The sequence below is a fragment of the Sphingobacteriales bacterium genome, assembly GCA_016699615.1.
GTDB lineage: Bacteria > Bacteroidota > Bacteroidia > Chitinophagales > JADIYW01 > JADJSS01.
On sequence record CP064984.1, the window covers coordinates 993,234 to 1,017,379 of the forward strand.

Below are 24,146 nucleotides of genomic sequence, written 5' to 3' on the forward strand. Positions count from 1 at the left end.
TATCTTAACCGTATCTCTGATTGTATCTCTTGTTGGTATGATTGGTACTTCTATAGTGATGGTATCACATACTGCTTTCGTGCTATCACATACTACTACACATAAGCTATCTCTACCTATGATACCATTTGATGTGTATGTTATACAACCTGTCGTGCTGTCTATACTGTATGTTCCTAAACCGCTTGTCGCTGTTTGGCTGCCATCGCATAGTGTCCAGTGTCCATTCGTGATATTATATATCGTATCTATACACGCTGTCTCTGTATTGTATCACATACTGGTACTATTATTATCGTGTCTTTTGGTATTACCGTAATTATTACTTCTGTGGTATCACATACTCCTAATGTCGTATCACATACTATTACACAGAACTTGTCTTCTCCAATATTTGTGCCTGTGTATTTAATGCTAATGCAGCTACCATTGTTTGTCGCTGTTGGTGTTGTGATGTTATCTAATGCTCCTGCGCAGTTGATGATGTAGCTTGTGTCTGCATTCATACCTACTTCTATCGCTACACATACGCTGTCTGTATCGCCTATCTTAACCGTATCTCTGATTGTATCTCTTGTTGGTATGATTGGTACTTCTATAGTGATGGTATCACATACTGCTTTCGTGCTATCACATACTACTACACATAAGCTATCTCTACCTATGATGCCATTTGATGTGTATGTTATACAACCTGTCGTGCTGTCTATACTGTATGTTCCTAAACCGCTTGTCGCTGTTTGGCTGCCATCACATAATGTCCAGTGTCCATTCGTGATATTATATATCGTATCTATACATGTCGTTACTATACATGTATCACATACTGGTACTACTGGTATCGTGTCTTTTGGTATTACCGTAATTATTACTTCTGTGGTATCACATACTCCTAATGTCGTATCGCATACTACTACACAGAACTTGTCTTCTCCAATATTCGTGCCTGTGTATTTAATGCTGATGCAGCTGCCATTGTTTGTCGCTGTCGGTGTTGTGATGTTATCTAATGCTCCTGCGCAGTTGATGATGTAGCTTGTGTCTGCATTCATGCCTACTTCTATCGCTACACATACGCTGTCTGTATCGCCTATCTTAACCGTATCTCTGATTGTATCTCTTGTTGGTATGATTGGTACTTCTATAGTGATGGTATCACATACTGCTTTCGTGCTATCACATACTACTACACATAAGCTATCTCTACCTATCACGCCATTTGATGTGTATGTTATACAACCTGTCGTGCTGTCTATACTGTATGTTCCTAAACCGCTTGTCGCTGTTTGGCTGCCATCGCATAGTGTCCAGTGTCCATTCGTGATATTATATATCGTATCTATACATGCTGTCTCTGTACATGTATCACATACTGGTACTACTATTATCGTGTCTTTTGGTATTACCGTAATTATTACTTCTGTGGTATCACATACTCCTAATGTCGTATCGCATACTACTACACAGAACTTGTCTTCTCCAATATTCGTGCCTGTGTATTTAATGCTGATGCAGCTGCCATTGTTTGTCGCTGTCGGTGTTGTGATGTTATCTAATGCTCCTGCGCAGTTGATGATGTAGCTTGTATCTGCATTCATGCCTACTTCTATCGCTACACATACACTGTCTGTATCGCCTATCTTAACCGTATCTCTGATTGTATCTCTTGTTGGTATGATTGGTACTTCTATAGTGATGGTATCACATACTGCTTTCGTGCTATCACATACAATTACACATAAGCTATCTCTACCTATGATACCATTTGATGTGTATGTTATACAACCTGTCGTGCTGTCTATACTGTATGTTCCTAAACCGCTTGTCGCTGTTTGGCTGCCATCGCATAGTGTCCAGTGTCCATTCGTGATATTATATATCGTATCTATACATGCTGTCTCTGTACATGTATCACATACTGGTACTACTATTATCGTGTCTATACACATTGCAATTGATACTGTAACTGTTGTGGTTATAATACTATCACAACCAGCAGTAGCCATACATGTATCTTTATAAATACCAGCTGTTTTATAAACTTTGCCACTACACATTACCAAACTATCACCAAGACACAGTGTTACATTTTGAATTTTTGAAATAAATACACTTGATGTTAAAATAGTAGTTATTATGCTATCACAGCCATTTATATTAGTACAGGTATCTATATATGTTCCAGACTCTTTATATATCTTACCACAAACACTTATACTATCATTCAAACAAATCTGTACTCTCTTAGTTATGGTGTCTAAATTTCTAACTGTTAAGTTTAAGGTAATAATACTATCGCAGTTGTTCGCATTAGTTAATGTATCTACTGTTATGCCTGTTGTGTTATGAACTTTCGTTCCTACTACTACACTATCGCCATAGCATATTGTTCTTACTATCGTTTGTGTGTCTAATGGTAATACTGTTAAGTTTAAAGTAATGATGCTATCGCAGTTGTTCGCATTAGTTAATGTATCTACTGTTATGCCTGTTGTTTTGTATACACTTGTTCCTACTACTACACTATCGCCAAAACAGATTGTTCTTACTATCGTTTGTGTGTCTAATGGTAATACTGTTAAGTTTAAAGTAATGATGCTATCGCAGTTGTTCGCATTAGTTAATGTATCTGTAGTTACTCCTGTTGTGTTATGAACTTTCGTTCCTACTACTACACTATCGCCAAAACAGATTGTCTGTACTATCGTTTGTGTGTCTAATGGTAATACTGTTAAGTTTAAAGTAATGATGCTATCGCAGTTGTTCGCATTAGTTAATGTATCTACTGTTACGCCTGTTGTGTTATGAACTTTCGTTCCTACTACTACACTATCGCCAAAACAGATTGTCTGTACTATCGTTTGTGTGTCTAATGGTAGTACTGTTAAGTTTAAAGTAATGATGCTATCGCAGTTGTTCGCATTAGTTAATTTATCTACTGTTATGCCTGTTGTGTTATGAACTTTTGTTCCTACTACTACACTATCGCCAAAACAGATTGTCTGTACTATCGTTTGTGTGTCTAATGGTAATACTGTTAAGTTTAAAGTAATGATGCTATCGCAGTTGTTCGCATTAGTTAATGTATCTACTGTTATGCCTGTTGTGTTATGAACTTTCGTTCCTACTACTACACTATCGCCATAGCATATTGTTCTTACTATCGTTTGTGTGTCTAATGGTAATACTGTTAAGTTTAAAGTAATGATGCTATCGCAGTTGTTCGCATTAGTTAATGTATCTACTGTTATGCCTGTTGTTTTGTATACACTTGTTCCTACTACTACACTATCGCCAAAACAGATTGTTCTTACTATCGTTTGTGTGTCTAATGGTAATACTGTTAAGTTTAAAGTAATGATGCTATCGCAGTTGTTCGCATTAGTTAATGTATCTGTAGTTACTCCTGTTGTGTTATGAACTTTCGTTCCGATTAATACACTATCGCCAAAACAGATTGTCTGTACTATCGTTTGTGTGTCTAATGGTAATACTGTTAAGTTTAAAGTAATGATGCTATCGCAGTTGTTCGCATTAGTTAATGTATCTACTGTTACGCCTGTTGTGTTATGAACTTTTGTTCCGATTAATACACTATCGCCAAAACAGATTGTCTGTACTATCGTTTGTGTGTCTAATGGTAATACTGTTAAGTTTAAAGTAATGATGCTATCGCAGTTGTTCGCATTAGTTAATGTATCTACTGTTACGCCTGTTGTGTTATGAACTTTTGTTCCGATTAATACACTATCGCCAAAACAGATTGTTCTTACTATCGTTTGTGTGTCTAATGGTAATACTGTTAAGTTTAAAGTAATGATGCTATCGCAGTTGTTCGCATTAGTTAATGTATCTACTGTTACGCGTGTTGTGTTATGAACTTTTGTTCCGATTAATACACTATCGCCAAAACAGATTGTTCTTACTATCGTTTGTGTGTCTAATGGTAATACTGTTAAGTTTAAAGTAATGATGCTATCGCAGTTGTTCGCATTAGTTAATGTATCTACTGTTATGCCTGTTGTGTTATGAACTTTCGTTCCTACTACTACACTATCGCCATAGCATATTGTTCTTACTATCGTTTGTGTGTCTAATGGTAATACTGTTAAGTTTAAAGTAATGATGCTATCGCAGTTGTTCGCATTAGTTAATGTATCTACTGTTATGCCTGTTGTTTTGTATACACTTGTTCCTACTAATACACTATCGCCAAAACAGATTGTCTGTACTATCGTTTGTGTATCTAATGGTAATACTGTTAAGTTTAAGGTAATGATGCTATCGCAGTTGTTCGCATTAGTTAATGTATCTACTGTTATGCCTGTTGTTTTGTATACACTTGTTCCTACTAATACACTATCGCCATAGCATATTGTTCTTACTATCGTTTGTGTGTCTAATGGTAATACTGTTAAGTTTAAGGTAATGATGCTATCACAACCATTCGTTGCTACACACGTATCTACATAGGTACCTGTTGTATTATGTACTTTGCCACATACGGTTACACTGCCTCCAAAGCATACACTCAGTGTTTGATTACTTGTTGTGCTTGGTCTTAATGTCGTTATTGTCGTTACTATACTATCACATCCAATTGCTGCCGTTAAGGTATCTACTACGGTGCCTATATCTGATGGATTACAACTTGTAGCATTTATGGTAATTGATGAATATGGTGCTAATGTTGTAATAGTTGTTACTACACTATCGCAGCCGTTGGCTGCTGACAAGGTAGTTATTACAGTACCTACACTTAATGGATTACAACTTGTAGCATTTACAGTACTTGTAATTTGTGGTTCTACTGTTAAGTTCGTTGTAACTATGCTATCACAACCATTTGCTGCTACACACGTATCTACATAGGTGCCTGTTGCATTATGTACTTTACCACATACTGTTACACTGCCTCCAGAACATACAATTGTATCTATTGTTGTTGGTGGTATATTACACAGATTAGTATCAATATCTATTGCTATATTATTACTTAAGAATGTATCTACAGCACTTCCATCTAATGGTGCTAATACTCTTACTGAATTAACTAAGTATCCTGTATAACTTGATGGAATTGTTACTGTGACTGTATATGTTACAGTACCATTTACAGGTAATGATACACTATCGTTAATGGCTCCTATTTTTGTTCCTATAACTTTTGTTGAACTACCTGTAGATGCTACTGCTGTATAGCTCATAGATGTTATACCTGTAGGTAATGAGTCTATGACAGGTGCATTTACTACACCAAATGGTCCATTATTTTTTACAACAATTTTATATGTTGTTGTTGTTCCTGGTAAATATATGTTAGTGCTATCTGTTTTAGTAACGCTTAAATCTGTATAAAATGATATAGGAGCAAGAATACAATGAGCTCCATCATTACTAGAAGTAGCAGGTACACCTGATATTATTGTTAGTTTTCCAGTTAATTTATCAAATTGTACAAACCCAGCTCCATTATTTGCAGAACCATAAATAGCTCCATTACTACTTGCAAACATTGCACCATATACTGATGTGGCAGGAATTGTATCAGGATAAATATAAGTAACAATACCAGTTAATGTAATTGATATAACTCTATGAGAAAATACATCTACAGACCAAAGTTTATTATCAGTTGATGTATATGCGAAATCAGCAGTATTTATAAAAGCAGATAATGGTATTCTTGTTACTGCCAATGTATTTACATTTATCTTATACATTGCACTGTCTTGTCCCATTTTTATATAATAATTGCCAGATGTATCAAAGTCTCCGTTAACTATGTTTCCACTTTTTGTAACATTAGTATCTGCGATAGCTCCCAAATTATAAAAATCTCCATTAGCATCAATTTTATATAAATATTTTATGTAATTTTTTGTAGCTAACAATACACCATAGATAAAATTATCTTTTACATTGTATCCAATTGCATTAATAGAAACTGTTGTTGAGTCAATTGTATTTAAAACTAAAGGATTCGATATGCTATTTGTACTAAGTAATTTTGTTGGATCTCCATTTACAAAATACAATGCAGAACTACAAGAAAATGGCACTGCACAAGCTGTATCTTTTAATGCAGTATTAGTTGATGTTCCTGCTGATTGTCCGCCAGCAGCTATGATAGGAACACCATTGCTATCTACATTTGTTCCTAAATTTAGGTTGATTGGTTGGTTGTAGTTTCCTAACGTTGTACCAGTATTTCCGCCTGGCATAGATGAGGTGACTAAACTTGAGGTAGCAAATGCTGCACCGCCTTCCAATGCATCTGGACAACCATCATTATCACTATCTAAATCCAAAGCATCTGGAATACCATCGCCATCAGTATCTACATTACAATTACTAAATAATAAATAATAATCATCAAAATCGATGCTGGTAGCTGGACTAGTGAGTCCATAAAAATATATTCTTACATCATAAGAAGAATTTTTTATGATTGGATAATCTGTTGGCATATTAACATTCTTACGACCAACATTTGAACCTGACAAACCAATGCTATCAGGTTCAACTATCGAAGCAATATCTGTAAATGTGCTCATACTGTCATTTGACACACTATATGTTACAGAAAATCCATTTTGTTTTATTCGGTTTAAAAATCCTACATAAGAAATAAATGCGTCTCCTAAAAGATTATTCGTGTTGAATCTAAATTGGATATATTCATTAGCTGCTTTTGCTTGTGCTAATGTTGTTGAATTAATATTAGATATAATTAATGTATGTGCTGCATTCCAAGTTACTGTAAGACCACTACCGTCCACTCTTCTAGTAATACCAGCAGAATCAACTGGAGATTTTACTATTTGAGACATACGGAAATTATTATCTGCTTTTCTTCCACCATTTATTGTATCAGAAGTAGGCCCTTGAGAGAACATAAGCATTCTTAATGGTGTAACTACGTCTACAGATGAAGGATTTTGTCCATCTACTAAATAAACTGTAGGAGAACAACCTTCATTTATATCCAGTATTCCATCATTGTCATCATCTAAATCATCACTATCTGGAACACCATCCAAATCAGAATCTTTTAAAACAATTACAGTATCTGTAACTGTTTTACAATTTACTGGAGTTAATTTATCACATAGTTGATATACAACTGGATAAATTCCAGCAGTTGTACCTGCTACAACATTAACAGCTCCTGTAGATGTATTAAGTGTAATTCCTGCTGGCCAAGTGCCAACTTGAGCAATAGTTGAGTTATTTAATGTACTAGGTACACCATTCGTACTGTCATTAGAAAGTACATTTGATATTGCAATACCACCTGCTTGTGTTACTGTTCCAGATTCTGTTTTAGGATTAATGCATTTAGTAATTTCCACTGAAATAGTATCTCCTGGACTAAAACAAATTCCATTAGTATAATATACATAATAATTACCAGATTCTGTTATTGCTGTTGCTTGTGCATAGGTTAATGTATCATATAAAGAAGTTGGTGGATTATGATGACTTGCTACTAGTCTATAACCAGCAGGTGCTGTATTAAAATAATTAAGTGTTAAAATATTTACAGTTGTATCTGGACACGTATTTTTTGCTGGATTATTTGTAAATATTGGTGAAGTTTCAGAACAGCAAGCCGCATCTTGTGCAATGGCACTTTGGCTAGTACCAACTGACTGTCCTGTACCTGCAATTTTAGGTACTCCCATAGTTGTAGGCATATTTCCAACTAAATCACCTAAGTTTTGTATAACTCCATAATTAACACCTATATATCCTGTGCCAGTATTACCGCCATTCATTAAACTATTTACTAAGTTAGCCGAAGTAAACGCGGCACCTCCTTCTATTGCATCTGAACAACCGTCTCCATCACTATCTAAATCTAAATAATTTGGAATACCATCACCATCTGTATCGCAATAACTGCTTAATTCTAAATTAGCTAGTGTTAATAGATTCGAACTAGTATTGTTTCTAAGCAATTGGAAAGAAATTGAAACAATACCATTATTTAATGTATTGGGTAATCCAATAAAATGAATATCTGCTCCTGCTTGTTTGCTTCCGCCTAAGATTCTACCTTGAATAGCATGATATAGATTCCCTCCATAATTATATTGGAATTTTACTGGTCCATTTATTGGATTGGATAAATAAAAATCTACATTATTTAGAGTAGTACCATTCGCAAATTTTATTACAAAATTCCCAATTACAGTCTTACTCGTATCATTTATAAAGTTGATACTTTGTAAGGATAGGTTTGCTGATGTTACTGGATTGCTAAAGCTAAACTTATAAGTTGCTGGCAATGTAGTGTTATTATAACTTTCAGCAAAGACAAAATTGTTTCCTTGTGGATTATGTATTACACCATTTGTTGTAGAGAATATAGTTGTAACATTTGTTCCATTAAGATTTGCTGTTCCTATAGTATCTCGAGAAGGAACTACTATCTTGTTTTTTGCATAACATTCTGTACTATCTAATATTCCATCATTATCATTATCTAAATCACAATAATCACCAACACCATCATTATCTATATCTGAAAATAATGTACTTGTACTATTACATAAATCACATTCTGCACTTATATTTAATGAATCTTGAGAGGTACCTACTCCTTGTGGTGTACCATTTAATAGTAGTGGCAAACCTATTGAATCTACATCTCCCGATAAACTAAAGTTTTCAGCAATATCACCCAAAACAAATGGCCCTGTACCTTCAATTGCATCTAAACAGCCATCATTATCACTATCTAAGTCTAAATGATTACTTTTTCCATCAGCATCATAATCTGAAATAGAATTTAAACAATTTACTAAAATTCTATTAGTAGGCAAAGCTGATACGCCATCCCATCTTACTCCAACATATCCACTTGCAACTACTGAAGTATCTGTTCCAAAATCAAATTTAAGTAGTATATTTCCAAAAATATCTTTTACTACCACTGAATTTACAGAAACATCTGTTCCTTTATAAAATATAGAATAGCTTGAATTTACTGTTGGTGTATCTACTACAGTTTGAAATACACCTGCTGCTGTAGATACATTATGTATTGTTCCGCCATTCACAGATATGGTACCTGATCTTGCGCTAATATTATCTCCAACTGTGGTTTCAATAATAACATTAACTAATGCTGGAATTGTATTTATTAAATCAAAATCTAATTTAAATATATAATTATCTCCATAAATAAAATCTCTTCTTATACTATCTGGTGCATTGCGATCTCTTGAGCCATCTACTTTGCCTAATAATGAGTATGTTACACCTGTTGCATCACAAATACTGTATGATTCAACTGAATCTAAAATACCATCATTATCATCATCAACATCACAATAATTATTTAAACCGTCTCCATCAAAATCTAAAACAGTAGGTAATCCATTTGTACTTGCACCTAAAGTACAAGTATAATCACATTTTGATAGAGATGTATTTAATGCATAAGTAGTATATGTACTTGTATAAACTGTAGTAGTATATGGTAAATCAAAGTATTCTAGACTATTAGCCAATCCGTTTGTTCCATATGGTCCGTTTACAATACTATCATAAGGAAATAAAGAAGGAACTCCAGCTTCGAAAGCATCTGAACAACCATCATTATCACTATCTAAATCTAAATAGTTTGGAATACCATCTCCATCAAAGTCTGAAGAACAAGTTAATTTTGGATTAGCAGATGGAGCATAATTATTAAATGTAGAAAAATAGACTTCATTCGAGGCTCCGTTTATATTTATTCCGCCACCGCTTACCCAGTAAATTCTATAATATTTATATTTTGCACCATTCTTTGTAACAGGAAAAATATTAGCATTATTAGTTCCTGAAACACCTGGAACTGTTGTTACACCATTTGTAGCAGTTGTAGTTGTATAGGTTAATGTATCATTTAAATTAATCCAATTTAAAGTATCATTTGTTCCCTGTAATAATAATCTTGTATTTGCATTAAAATGCGTAAAAGTATTTACATATCCTAAGAAAATGGTATCTAACTGTACTGGCATTGGCATTTCAAAACGATATACAGCTACTGGTGCTGCAGTTGTTGTTGCACTAAATACTACTGCACGGTTTCCGACTGCTACTCCATTGTCGCCATCTACTAGTTCATTTGGAGCATTATACGTGGCATCCATAGCTAATTTTGTAATTACATTTATATCTGTTCTTCCACCTTGTAGCCATTCATTTGATGTATAAAAGCAAGTTGGACTTTCTACTGCATCTAATACTCCATCATTATCATCATCAATATCTATTATATCTGGAATACCATCACCATCACTGTCTTTACAGGTATTAATTACCGATGATAAGGCATAACTATATGTATAAATACCTTTATAGGTATTGGTATCAGCTATTGCTTGTAATGTATCTGAAAAACCATTTCCATTGTATGGACTTGGTGCTACTGAGTTAGCTAAACCAACTGTTGCTCCAAAACCAGCAGGTGCAATAGTTGTTATTGAAATTGCTGAAACGCCAGCTTCTGTAGCATCACTACAACCATCGCCATCACTATCTAAATCTAAAGTATTAACAATACTATCACCATCTGTATCTACACTACAAGTTAATTTTTGATGCGCAGATGGAACATACGGTTTAGTAAATGTAGGATAAAATCCTCTTGTAGAGCCACCTGCTGTATTACCAGACACACCATATATTCTATATGATATATATCCTTTTGTAGCATTACTTGTGAAATTGATTGAATTATTAGTTACCGTAGCAGATTGTAATGTTGATAATGTATCCCATTTAACACCATCATTAGAAGCTTGTACATAATATGTTGCACCTGCTGCAAAAATTGAAGTTGCATTTATTAAGCTATCTTTTATATTACTTAGCTGTATTGCTGTAGTATAGTTTATTTGGAAAACTGTTTTACCGGCAATAGCTTGTCCAGTTGTCATTGCAGCTGAGTTACTTTGGTCTGCATCGTAAGTATTCGCAATATTTGTTACGGTTAAATCACTTGTTACACTTGTTATAGTAGTAGCTTCTGCTTGTGTATAATAACAACTTGGTGCTTCAATAGCATCTAAAATACGATCATTATCCTCATCTATACCTATCAGTTCTGGAATACCATCATCCACTACAACCATCGCCATCACTATCTAAATCTAATTGATTAGGAATACTATCACCATCTGTATCTAAAGTACAATTAGGTTTTGGATTTGCAGATGGAACATAAGGTTTTGTAAATGTTGGAATAAAACCTCTCGTTGAACCACCAGCTGAATTTCCAGATACGCCATATATTCTATAATATAAATATCCTCTTGCGGCATTGCTTGGAAAATTTATTGCATTACCTACAACGGCTGCGGCTGTTTGTACTGCTGATACATCTGCCCAATTGATACCATCATTTGATGCTTGTACTTTGTATGTTGCACCTGCTGTAAATATTGAAGTTGCATTTAACAATGTATCTTTTAAATTACTTAATCCTACTTGTGTAGTATATTGTATTTGGAATACTGTTTTACCTGCTATAGCTTGTGATGCAGGAGAAAATGCTGATACGGAATTGAGATCAGTATCATAAGTATTAGCGATATTTGTTACAGTTAAATCACTTGTAACATTTACAATTGTAGTAGCTTCTGCTTGTGTATAATAACAGCTTGGACTTTCAATTGCATCTAATATTCCATCATTATCGTCATCAATATCTACTATGTCAGGAATACCATCATTATCTGAATCTAAACATAAATTAGATGTTTTAGTAATTGCATTAGCATAAGTATAGAATCCAATATAAGCATTGGTATCAGCTACAGTTTGCAAGGCATCTGAGAAACCATTACCACTATATGGACTTGGAGCTACGGCATTGGACAAACCAGTTGTAGCGCCAAATCCTGCAGGCGCTGGAGTTGTTGTTATTCCTGGCAAATCTGACACACCTGCTTCGTTTGCATCGCTACAACCATCGCCATCACTATCTAAATCTAATTGATTTATTATTCCATCGCCATCGGTATCTGTTGTACAAGTTGATTTTGGATGAGCAGATGGTACAAAAGGTAAAGTAAAGGTTGGAATTAATTCTCTTGAGATTCCAGCTGCCGTTACTCCTGAATCTCCATAAATTCTATAAGATAAATAACCTTGTGTTGCATTACTTGGAAAATTTAATACATTACCTGTTGTTGGATTGGCAGCAGTTTGACGTGTTGATACATTAACCCAATGTATTCCATCGTTTGAAGCTTGTACATAATATTTTGCATTATTTGCAAAAATTGAAACATTACTTGATAATGTATCTTTTATATTACTTAACTGAACAGGAGTTGGAAAATTAATTTGGAATATTGTTTTATTTACAACTGACTGAGATGCAGTCAAAGTTGAAGTATTATTTAGATTTTTATCATAAGTATTTGCAATAGTACCTATCGTTAAATCACTTGTAACGCTTGATATAGTTGATGCTTCTGTTTGTGTGTAATAGCAAGTTGGTGCTTCTATTGCGTCTAAAATACCATCATTATCATCATCTATATCTATTAAATCAGGAATACTATCATTATCAAAGTCATTACAAGCATTTAAAAACTTACTTAAAGCATAAATATTATATGTACTCATATAAGTAACATTAGCAGTCATGCTATCGTTTGTTTCTATGCCATTAGCCAAACCATTATTTCCATAAGAACCTGCAGCAATGGCATTACTTGTATTAATAACCGTATAAGAACCATTTGTTTGGTTAACAACATAACCAGAAAGTAAAGTACCACTTACACCTGCTTCTTTTGCATCAGGACAACCATCGCCATCGGAATCTAAGTCTAAATGATTTGGAATTCCATCGCCATCTATATCTTCTAAACAAGTAGTTGCTCTTGGATAATATTCAGGAACAAATGGATCGCATAATTTTGTTTCTAATTCATTGGTATAACCATTTGAACTAGTTGAACCTGTGATTCCATACAATCTATATTGCTGATAATAATTTGCATTTTTAGTTACAGTAAATACTTCTTGGTTACCTGTTGCTGTAGCATCAAGTAAGATTGTATCTGATAAATTATACCAAGTACTACCATCAAAAGCTTGTAAAATTACTTTGGAGTTATTACCTACAAAGCTAAATGCATCATTTGTTTTGAATGTGAACTGACATGCTTTTAATGGCATTAAATAAGAACACTTAAATACTTCATGATTTGCAATTAAAGTGGCATTGGCGAATCTAAAGTTGCTTGATGGGTCATTATCAATAATACTACTAACAAAATTAGAAGCATTTATTGGTGCTAATTCTGTACTAATACTTGTTTCTTGAGTTACTTCTGCCTCATTACTATAAAAACAGCTTGGAGATTCTGTAGCATCTTTAATTCCATCATTATCATCATCTAAGTCTGCAATAAAGTCTTTTATACCATCACCATCTGCATCTGCACAAGTATTAATATATTTTGAAGCTGCATAGTAATAAGTTATAAATGGAAATATTGTTGCTGTATTAAATGAATCTGTCTTTTCGATAGCATTAGCATAACCATTATTTCCATATGGTCCTTTTGCTATTGCACCTGCAATAATAGTTGTAGTATTAGGATTTCCATTAATAACATTACCAACTAATAAAGTATCAATTACAGAAGCTTCAGTAGCATCTGGACAACCATCACCATCTGAATCTAAATCTAATTGATTTGGAATACCATCGCCATCTAAATCTAAAGAACAGTTTAGTTTTTGATAAGTACTTGAGCCAAAAGATGAAGGAAGATTAAATTCAGCTTCAAAAAATCCAGCTGAAGTTGCTACACCAGAATCACCTACTAAACGATAGTATGAATATTTTCCTACATTTTTAGTTACATTAAATGTATGAGATAGCGATGCTGGATTTGCTGTATATGTTACAGAATTACTTAAATCTCTCCAATCATAAAAATTACTACTTCCTTGTAGTCTTAGTTTTGATGTTGAAAGTACACTATTTATTGAAGAATATTTAAACGTGATACCACTTAATTCTACAGGAACTGGGAATTGAACTTGATAGATTGTTTTATTCTCTATATTTTGAGCATTGACATCGAATCTTGTATTACTTGCTGTTGTATATATTCCATCTATACTTTTATCAATTGTATATGGACTAGCAGTTGAAAAATCAGAATATACATTAAGTACTGATGTTCTATTTCCAATACTTAATTCGTGTATTGTATAGTAACAATTTGGGCTTTCTACAGCATCAAATATACCATCATTATCGTCATCTATATCTATAATGTCTGGAATATTATCACCATCGCTATCTAAACAATAATTAAATGTGCTATCAATTGCATAGTAATAAGTTACATTATAATTGCTTTTTGCATTAAGAGAATCATTGGTTTCTACAGCAGCACCATAACCATTATTATTGTAAGGTGTTGCAACAATGCTATCATTAGCATTTTTAACCGAACCAGATTCATAACTATCAAAGCAACCGTCGTTATCACTATCTAAATCTAATCTATTAGGAATACCATCACCATCTGTATCAATATCTACGTAGGTACAAGGTGGTGTTGAATTATAAAATGTAGGTTGTATAGGATTCCAATTTGCGCCGCCATCAATTGAGTATTCCATGGAATGAGCCGGCCAACTATTAACAGGATCTACTTCCCAATTAGAAAAGTAATGACCATTTGCATTAACTTTTATTTTTGCTTGGAAAGCAGATGGTTGATCTCTTCGGTCTGGAATATTAATTGAACTTAAACCTGGACCTGCTGGAGATTGTGCTGTAGAAGTTGGTTCGTAAAATGGATAATCTGTATAACCAAAAGGTGGTTGGTTCCATCCTTGATAAGGATTATAAAACCCAGTTGTATTATTCATATCTAATAATGGCGTATTAGTAGCTGGTGCTACTGGATCTATCCAATTTTCAGGATGTTCATCTGATGAAATAACCCAAGCACCTGCACCAACTAATTGTATACCTACACCATTAGTTCTAATAATAATAGAATCTCCTATTAAATCAGAAGGGAAATGTATCCAACCTTGCCATCTTACTAAATCTATTCTTTGTGTATAATCTGTTCCTGCTGGTTGATTTAAACTAGTAACTGTCCCCGATAATGTTGGAGGTAAATTATTGGTTGGCATACCATATTGGTCTACATTTGGTAAAACATTTAAAGTATATGGACCACCAACACCACTTATAGGTACCATATCATGCCATCCAGTAGTTTGCCAATAGCTCCAAAATTCATAATTTGTTTTTCCATCTGTAGTAGAATTAGTATTACATATTGTTTGTTCATCAATATCTAATACACCATCATTATCGTCATCTATATCAAAAATATCTATGATGCCATCGCCATCTGTATCTGTACAGTAATTAATAGTTGAATTTATTGCAGCTACATTATATTGACTAGAATAATTAATACTAGTTGTTGCAGTATCTTTGATTTCTATACTATTAGCTAAACCATTTACTCCATAAGGACCTGCAATTGTATCTATATTATATGTACTACCAGGTACTTGTGCCTCATAAACATCTGGACAACCGTCGCCATCACTATCTAAATCAAAATGATTAGGGAAACCATCATTATCTGCAGCTACAGTACAAGTACTTTTAGGATAATATTCTGGTATAAAGTCGCAAATATTGGTTGTAATTGATTCGATATCGCCTAAACTATATACCACACCATTATTACCAAACAATCTATATTGTTTATAAAAACCTTGGTTTTTAGTAACTCCGAAGACTTCTAAACTACCAACTGCAGTATTATCATATAATATAGAATCTGATAAATTAACCCATGAAGTACCATTAAATCCTTGTAGTGTAACATATGTATTATATAAGAAACTATAAGTATTTCTCATATTAAAAATAAAGCTGCAAACATTGATAGGATACGAATATGACCAATTAAAAATTTCTTTCCCTGCAACATTTTGACCATTAGTTGTAAAATTGAAATAAGTATTGTTAATTGTATCATATAGATTTGCAAGATTTGCTGTACTAATTAATTGAGTTGTAACGTTTGTAATTTTTGTTACTTCTTTTTCTGTATAAAAACAACTTGGTGATTCTTTCGCATCTAATGTACCGTCATTATCATCATCTAAATCTAAGCTATTTATTATACCATCGCCATCAAAATCGCAAGTTCTGCATGTATCTGCTAATGTCCATGCTAAGTTATATTGGTAGTTTGAAAATTGAGCTGTAAAATCAATTGAACTATTATTAGATGTTTCTAAAATCCAATCGCCATCTTTACCTGTGATGTTTGTTGATGCAGCAACGCTGATATTTAATTTATCTTCAATATAATTTATAGCTTCTCTACCGTTTTTTCCTAGGGCAAACTCACAACCAAAAATATTTAGTTGTGTGATATTATTACTTATCTTAGGTTTTATAAACTCAACTATTTCTTTTGCATCTAACCATTGATTGTTTATTAATAAATATCCAGGTTTGCCATGAGCAAAAAGATTGTATGATTTATTATCTCTGTTTTTTACAATCTTTTCAAATATTGTTTTCTCCTGTACATTAATGTCTATAAAATTATTTTGGACGGTTGAGTTTTCTATTGTGTTAAAAGCTCCTACCATGTCTAGATAAGTTGCAGTTGAAGAACTTGGGGTAAATATGTTGGTAAATTGCATCATATTACTGGCATAGTCACTAGGATTGACTGATTTTAAACCTTTTTGTAATACTAGCAAAGTACCATCAGACTGTTTGTTACCTAGACGTAGATGTATTTTTATTTTTTCTGTTAATTTTTGTATATGATTGTTTATTGATATTTAAGTCAAGATTAACATAACCATTATCACAAATACTATTATATATTTTGTTACTATTCTTATCGTTTAAAGAAAAACCAGAATATATCGATAATATACAACAGATTGATAGTAATAATACTCTAAATGGAATATTTATTGATTTATTTTTCATATTAGTAGTTTTTATATATGTAATTAATTTATTCATTAGTATTATTATATTGGTGATAATTTATCTTTTGATAGATTTAAAATATGTTTTAGAAATAAATTCAGATTGTATCCTTCTAGATTCTCAAAACTATTATTGAAGAAATATAGTATTTGTGTATTACATATACTATGAATTATCTGTATATACAGATATGCGAGCATACCACAAATACTCAATGAGTATTCATTTGCAATAGATAACATTTTTTAATAATTAGTTAGTTAGTTTAATAAAATCCACTACAAAACTATTTGTTATTTTTGAATTAATCAATAAGTATTCATTTTATTTATTTCCAACTACTTACACAAAAACACTAAAGCATTGATAATTAATTATTTGTATATACAACTAATCGTGTTATTTGGATTTTTAACTTATTTTTAACAATAATTTATTATTTGGCTATGACTTTTTTCTTCTGTACTTTTGCATTTCTTAGAAATCTTATGCGAAAATCAATATATCAAATACTTACAACAAATGAAATTGGGCAAGAAACTTCTGTTTCTGGTTGGGTACGTACAAAAAGACAAAGTAAAAACGTTACTTTCATCAATCTAAATGATGGTTCTACCATTCATAATCTACAAATAGTTGTAGAAGGTGCAGTAAATGATGAAGAAACTTTATCGAAAATACATACAGGCGCATGTTTACAAATAACAGGTGGCATCGTTAATAGTGAAGGCCAGCAAAATATCGAACTTAAGGCAACTTCTATCAAAATTTTAGGTGAAGCTGACCCAGAAAAATATCCATTGCAACCTAAAAAACATTCATTAGAATTTCTTAGAGAAATAGCACATTTACGACCACGAACTCAAACATTCAGTGCTATCTTTAGAATAAGACATGCTTTAGCGTTTGCTATTCATCAATATTTTAATAATAATGGTTTTTATTATTTACATACACCAATTATTACTGCTTCAGATGCTGAAGGTGCTGGTGAAATGTTTAGAGTAACTACACTTGACATGCAAAATCCTCCAAAAAATGAAGATGGTCAAATTAACTACAAAGAAGATTTCTTTGGAAGAGAAACTAACTTAACTGTTTCTGGACAATTGGAAGGCGAGCTTGGTGCTATGGCGCTTAGTAAAATATATACATTTGGTCCAACTTTTAGAGCCGAAAATTCAAATACATCAAGACATTTAGCAGAATTTTGGATGATAGAACCTGAAGTGGCTTTCAATGAGCTGGAAGACAACATGAATCTTGCTGAAGATTTTGTAAAATATGTTATCAACTATGCGCTTGAAAAATGTGCTGATGACTTAGTTTTCTTAGAAAAAAGATTACTAGAAGAAGAAAAACAAAAACCTCAACAAGAAAGAAATGATCTTAATTTATTAGATAAATTAAGATTTGTAGTCGATAATAACTTTGAACGATTGAGCTATACTGATGCTATAGAAATTCTTAAAAATGCTAAAAAGAAATTCCAATTTCCTGTTGATTGGGGCACAGATTTACAAAGCGAACATGAAAGATATTTAGTTGAAAAACATTTTAAAAAACCAGTTATTTTAACTGATTATCCAACTGAAATAAAAGCATTTTACATGAAGCAAAGTGAAGATGGAAAAACTGTAAGAGCGATGGATGTTTTATTTCCTGGAATTGGAGAAATTATTGGTGGTTCTCAACGAGAAGACAATTATGAGAAACTGAAAACTAGAGCAGCACAAGTAGGTATACATGCAGAACAAATTTGGTGGTATTTAGAAACAAGACAATTTGGTTCTTGTCCACATGCTGGATTTGGTTTAGGATTTGAGCGTTTAGTATTATTTGTAACAGGCATGAGCAATATTAGAGATGTAATTCCTTTTCCTCGTTATCCAAAAAGTGCTGAATTCTAAGAAAGAATTATAGCTAAAAATATATTTAAAAAGTAGGCAGAAAGAAAGGAATGAAATTCTCAGAATATAATATTGCACCAGAAATAAAGTACAACTTAGAACAATTAGGTTTTAAAAAACCAACTGATATACAATTTAAAGCAATTCCATCCATATTGCGTGGCGAAGATGTACTGGCAATTGCACAAACTGGCACAGGCAAAACTGCCGCTTTTGCCATACCATTAATCAACCTTATCTACAATCAAAAAAACTCAAGTAGAAGCGATTCTATAAAATGTATTGTAATGGTACCAACACATGAATTGGCATTGCAAGTAGCAGAAGTATTTGATACCATTGCACACAAAACAAAGGTAAAGACATTATGTATTTTTGGTGGCGTAGAGCAAGCACCACAAATTCAGTCGCTATACAAAGGTGTAGATATTGTGATAGCAACACCAGGCAGAATGTTTGATTTAATACATCAAGGCGCATTAGATATTAGTAAAATAAAATATCTTGTTTTAGATGAAGCTGACCACATGTTGGATTTGGGTTTTATCAAAGATATAAATGATATGATGCGTTTTTTGCCGAAACACAGACAAACATTATTCTTTTCTGCAACCATTAATGAATACATCAAAAAAATAGCCTATTCATTGGTAACAAATCCAATAAGAATACAAATTTCTCCTAAAGATCCTGTTTCTAAAAATGTACAACATGCAGTAGCTTATATTGAAATGGATGAAAAAAGATTTTTTTTAGAACGTATCATTTCTGAGCATCCTGATAGTAAAATCTTAGTATTTGTGCGTACCAAGGTAAGAGCAGAACGTGTAGCTGAAGCTATGAAAAGAGTAGGTATTGAGACACTTACTATGCACAGTGATAAAGTGCAACAAGATAGATTAGAAATATTAAACAAGTTTAAAGAAGCTAAAATAAAAATATTAATAGCAACAGATATCAATGCACGTGGAATTGATATACCAAATGTAGATTATGTTGTAAACTATGATTTGCCTGAAAAAGCAGAAAATTATGTACACAGAGTAGGTAGAACTGGACGTGGCACCAAGAAAGGACAAGCAATTGCATTTTGTAGTCAGGAGGAAAAAGCAACTTTGGCAGAGATAGAAACATTTCTACACCAACCAATACATGTGATAGAAATGGATACTACTGAGAAAAAAGAAATATTGTTTGAGGCAGAAACCAAAACGATACCAGAAGGTGATTGGCGTGCATTGATTGCAAAGGCAGAAGAAGAAGACAGAATATATGCCTCAAAAAAAAGAAAAAAGAAATAAATTTTTGTAAAATAAAACTACATTTGTATTATGCAATTTGAAGTAGAAATAAAAGTAATGCCACTCAAAGAATTACTTGATCCACAAGGAAAAACGGTTGAACATAGTTTAGCTACATTAGGATTTAATGCAACACAAATAAGAATAGGCAAACATATTAGTCTAAAAATTGAAGCAGAAAGTAAAGAAGCTGCATTTGCAAATGTTGAAGAAGCATGTAAAAAATTGCTACACAATCCAGTGATGGAATATTTTGAGATAAATGTACTATAAATAAAAAAAGCGATGCTCTTATTTATATTTTGGCATCGCTTTTAAATTGTTGAGTGTTTGTATTACTTAGAATACATATCCAACTTTTACAAATCCTCCGTGTTGTTGAATATTTTTGTTGGTTAATAGTTTATATCCACCATTTAACAAAAGTCCAGCTTTTGGCGAAATTCTAAACTCTACACCAGTTCCTACATTCAATACAAACTTGTTTCCACTCATCATCACGTCTTCATTCGTCATAATTGGAATTCTAGATTTGTTGATACCTAAACCCAAAGAGAAAAATGGAGACACATCTTTTTTAAGAAAATTTGTTCTCACATCAACAGTTGCAGAAAGGTCAATTCTGTCAGCATTGTTAATGTTTAAGTGCATACCTTGTCCTACAAAAAAATAAGGATTTACTCTAACGCCCCAAGTTTCACTAATTGTAAAGAAAGTTTTATCGCCAATGTGTATTACACCAGCTTCTGTAACACTTGAGAATCCTTTTCTGAATTTTCCATCTATTAGATGGTTTTCATCGAAATCTTCTTGTTCTTCTGGCAATAGCACATTAGCTACTTGGTTGCTCTCAGCAACTGCTGTTGTTGAGTTGTTGTTTTCATTAGCGCTAGCCCAAATTGACCAACTTGCTAAAAACATAAAAAATACATGTTTCATATTTAAAAATTTAATTACTGCAAAGTTGGGGCAATAAATTACAATGTGCGTTATGTAGTGTTTATTTGATTATCAAAATGCAATTAGGAATTATTTAAGCAAATATTACAGAACTAGATACAATATTAAGTATGCTAATAATTTACGTGAACAATATGTATTTATATTGTAAATTTATTATTCATTCGCATGAAAATCAATCACTAATATCTATTTTCTCATAATTTTGAAAATGTTAACCTTTTTAATATTATGCAACCATTTAATGTTCTTATTTTATACTATAAAATATAGCATTTCACATTATTCACGTAAAAAAAACAAAGATTAAACTTAGGTATTCATCTATCTATTGGATAAAATACAATACATTCACGTATATTTTTACGATACATTCACGCAAATTTATTATGTAATAATTGAGGTGGTTATAAATAAAAAATGGTATTGAATTTCTATATAAAAAACCAATACCAAATATTATACATACGATTTAGCTTCTAACTAAATAATTTATCAAAAAATCCTTTGCTTTTTTCTTTCTGTGCACTCGGACTAAAGTTTTTTGATTGTCTCAATTTTTCAAGCAATGCAATTTCTTCGTTCGATAAATCTACTGGCGTAAATACCTTCACTTCTACAATTTGGTCGCCTTTCCCATAGCCATTAATACTTGGAATACCTTTGCCTTGTAGTCTGAATAATTTGCCACTTTGTGTACCTTTCGGAATTTTTATTCTTGCTGTACCATCAATAGTTGGTACATCAGCTTGTGTGCCTAGTGCAACATCTGCAATATTTAGATATAGATTGTACACCACGTTATTTTCTACTCTTTTCAAATCTGCGTGTGGTTCTTCCTCAATTCCTATTAATAAATCTCCAGCATAACCTCCACGTACACCTGCATTACCTTTTCCACTCATAGATAGTTGGATACCATCACTTACACCAGCAGGAATATCTAAACTTACAGTTTCTTCATCATATACTCTTCCTTCGCCTCTACATTTTGTACATTTATTTGTAATTATTTTACCTTCTCCATTACATGTAGGACAAGTTGATGTCGTTGCCATTTGTCCTAAAAATGTTTGGGTAACTTTGCGAACAGCTCCAGCTCCATTACATGTATTACATGTTTGGTATGAGTTGCTATCTTTAGCACCTACGCCACTGCAAGTATCGCAAGTAACATATTTTTTTATTTTTATTTTCTTGTTTGCACCATGTGCAATTTCTGATAAATTCAATTTTACTTTTACTCTTAGGTTGCTTCCGCGTTGTCCTTTGCCTCTCTCCTGTCTTCTGCCTCCACCACCAAAAAATGATTCAAAAGGATTGCCATCACCAAAGATATCTCCAAATTGCGAGAAGATGTCTTCCATATTCATTCCACCACCATAGCCTCCACCACCGCCACCAAATGCTTGATGACCAAATCTATCGTATTTTGCTCTTTTATCTGGATTGCCTAATATATCGTAAGCCTCAGCTGCTTCTTTAAATTTTTCTTCTGCTGCTTTATCTCCAGGATTTTTGTCTGGATGGAATTGTATGGCTAATTTTCTGTAGGATTTTTTTATTTCTTCTACACTTGCACTTTTACTAACACCTAATATTTCGTAATAATCTCTTTTCATTCTTTGTTTGATAATTCATTTATATTTATTTGCCTACTACTACTTTTGCATATCTAATGATTGTGCCATTAAGTGTATAACCAGCTTCTACTTCATCAAGAACTTTACCTTTAAATTCTTCATTTGGTGCTGGTATTTCTGCAATTGCTTCTTGTTGCTCAACATCAAAATCTTTCCCTATGCTCTCTATTTCTTTCAATCCTTTTTGTTGTAATACTTTAGTAAATTTTTCAAATATCAACTGTGCACCTTGAGCAAAGGTTTCTGCATTGTTATCTTTTACATAATTTGCGTTTGCTCTTTTAATATCATCTAAAACTGGCAATAAGTCTTTGATAATATCTTGACCTACTACAAGACTATATTCTCTTTTTTCTTTAGCACTACGTTTTTTAAAATTATCAAACTCGGCAAATAATCTTAGATACTTGTCTTTTGTATCTGCCAACTCTGTTTTTAGTTTTTCATTTTGATCCAAATCTTCGTCAAGATTCATTTCTTGAGAATCATTATAGCAATTTTCATCATTTTGGTGATTAGAATCATTATTATCTAATGCTTCATTATCTGATATCTTATCTTTTATTTCTTCTTGTTGCATAATTGTATTAATATAAATTCCTTTGGACAAAAACATTGCCAAAGGAATAAATCAGACATTTTGACACAAAAATGTGTTTATTTTGTAGTTTTCTTAGTAGAAGAAGATGTAGCTAATCTTTTATTCAGAAATTCCTCAATAAAAGCAATAGTAGGATTTCTTGCAATAACAAAGCCTTGCTCATCAATTAATACAGTTTGAGGTATAGATCTTATGCCATAAACTGCAGCTGGTGCTGAGTTCCATCCTTTTAAATCACTTACATGGTTTGGCCATGATAAATTGTCTGATGCAATTGCTTTTACCCAAGCATCTTTATTATTATCTAATGATACATTAAAAACAGTAAATCCTTTTGTTGTTTTATTCCACTTTTTACCCTGATATTTATTATATAATGCTACTACTTCTGGATTTTTTTTGCGACAAGGATAACACCATGATGCCCAAAAATCTATTAAAACTACATTTCCTTTTAAAGATGATAATTTTAATGGTGTTCCATCTGGTTTATTATTTTCAATTTCTGGTGCTTTTGCTCCTACTACCACATTCTGAGCTGATAAATTTACTGTCATTAATGCTGTAAGTGCTATAAAAAATAACTTTTTCATTTAAAACTTGTATTTGATTTCAAATATAATCAAATTCCGTACCTAATTTTGTTAAAATAATTTTGTTTCTATTTTCTATCGTTAAAAGTCAGCTAATATTTGCGTATTT

The 24,146-nt window shown here is 32.6% G+C and carries 9 protein-coding genes; 3 read left to right on the plus strand and 6 right to left on the minus strand.

The features are described from left to right. Positions 1–248 precede the first annotated feature (248 nt). Positions 249–11,135 carry a hypothetical protein gene (locus IPK18_04790; protein QQR98836.1) on the minus strand — a complete coding sequence of 3,629 codons (10,887 nt, stop codon included), beginning with the start codon at positions 11,133–11,135 and terminating at the stop codon, positions 249–251. Continuing rightward, positions 11,119–16,731: a DUF4347 domain-containing protein gene (locus IPK18_04795; protein QQR98837.1), complete on the minus strand. Its 5,613-nt coding sequence runs from the start codon at positions 16,729–16,731 to the stop codon at positions 11,119–11,121. Before IPK18_04795 ends, IPK18_04790 begins: the two co-directional genes overlap by 17 nt. Positions 16,732–17,517: 786 nt before the next feature. Between IPK18_04795 and asnS the strand changes: the two genes are divergently transcribed. The 3 genes from asnS to purS are packed head-to-tail and all read left to right on the plus strand — an operon-like array spanning position 17,518 to position 20,513. Further along, positions 17,518–18,939 carry an asparagine--tRNA ligase gene (gene asnS, locus IPK18_04800; GenBank protein QQR98838.1) on the plus strand — a complete coding sequence of 474 codons (1,422 nt, stop codon included), beginning with the start codon at positions 17,518–17,520 and terminating at the stop codon, positions 18,937–18,939. 50 nt (positions 18,940–18,989) lie between these two features. After that, the gene (locus IPK18_04805) at positions 18,990–20,240 is read left to right on the plus strand and encodes a DEAD/DEAH box helicase (GenBank protein ID QQR98839.1); all 1,251 of its coding nucleotides are present in this window, start codon (positions 18,990–18,992) and stop codon (positions 20,238–20,240) included. A 30-nt stretch (positions 20,241–20,270) separates the two neighbouring features. Further along, the gene (gene purS, locus IPK18_04810) at positions 20,271–20,513 is read left to right on the plus strand and encodes a phosphoribosylformylglycinamidine synthase subunit PurS (GenBank protein ID QQR98840.1); all 243 of its coding nucleotides are present in this window, start codon (positions 20,271–20,273) and stop codon (positions 20,511–20,513) included. A 66-nt stretch (positions 20,514–20,579) separates the two neighbouring features. Here the strand turns inward: purS and IPK18_04815 are convergent, their stop codons facing one another. The 4 genes from IPK18_04815 to IPK18_04830 form a co-directional block, all read right to left on the minus strand. Then, on the minus strand, positions 20,580–21,179 hold the full coding sequence (locus IPK18_04815) for an outer membrane beta-barrel protein (protein QQR98841.1): 600 nt from the start codon (positions 21,177–21,179) through the stop codon (positions 20,580–20,582). A 500-nt stretch (positions 21,180–21,679) separates the two neighbouring features. Continuing rightward, positions 21,680–22,822, minus strand: coding sequence for a molecular chaperone DnaJ (gene dnaJ / locus IPK18_04820; GenBank protein ID QQR98842.1), 1,143 nt, complete (start codon positions 22,820–22,822; stop codon positions 21,680–21,682). 25 nt (positions 22,823–22,847) lie between these two features. Next, positions 22,848–23,423: a nucleotide exchange factor GrpE gene (locus tag IPK18_04825; GenBank protein QQR98843.1), complete on the minus strand. Its 576-nt coding sequence runs from the start codon at positions 23,421–23,423 to the stop codon at positions 22,848–22,850. 77 nt (positions 23,424–23,500) lie between these two features. Continuing rightward, positions 23,501–24,037 carry a TlpA family protein disulfide reductase gene (locus IPK18_04830; protein QQR98844.1) on the minus strand — a complete coding sequence of 179 codons (537 nt, stop codon included), beginning with the start codon at positions 24,035–24,037 and terminating at the stop codon, positions 23,501–23,503. Positions 24,038–24,146: the final 109 nt, after the last annotated feature.

Coding starts and splice junctions, on each gene's coding strand:
- IPK18_04790 (QQR98836.1), bottom strand. CDS start 11,135: ATGGTTGTAGTGGATGATGGTATTCCAGAACTGATAGGTATAGATGAG.
- IPK18_04795 (QQR98837.1), bottom strand. CDS start 16,731: ATGATGCAATTTACCAACATATTTACCCCAAGTTCTTCAACTGCAACT.
- asnS (QQR98838.1), top strand. CDS start 17,518: ATGCGAAAATCAATATATCAAATACTTACAACAAATGAAATTGGGCAA.
- IPK18_04805 (QQR98839.1), top strand. CDS start 18,990: ATGAAATTCTCAGAATATAATATTGCACCAGAAATAAAGTACAACTTA.
- purS (QQR98840.1), top strand. CDS start 20,271: ATGCAATTTGAAGTAGAAATAAAAGTAATGCCACTCAAAGAATTACTT.
- IPK18_04815 (QQR98841.1), bottom strand. CDS start 21,179: ATGAAACATGTATTTTTTATGTTTTTAGCAAGTTGGTCAATTTGGGCT.
- dnaJ (QQR98842.1), bottom strand. CDS start 22,822: ATGAAAAGAGATTATTACGAAATATTAGGTGTTAGTAAAAGTGCAAGT.
- IPK18_04825 (QQR98843.1), bottom strand. CDS start 23,423: ATGCAACAAGAAGAAATAAAAGATAAGATATCAGATAATGAAGCATTA.
- IPK18_04830 (QQR98844.1), bottom strand. CDS start 24,037: ATGAAAAAGTTATTTTTTATAGCACTTACAGCATTAATGACAGTAAAT.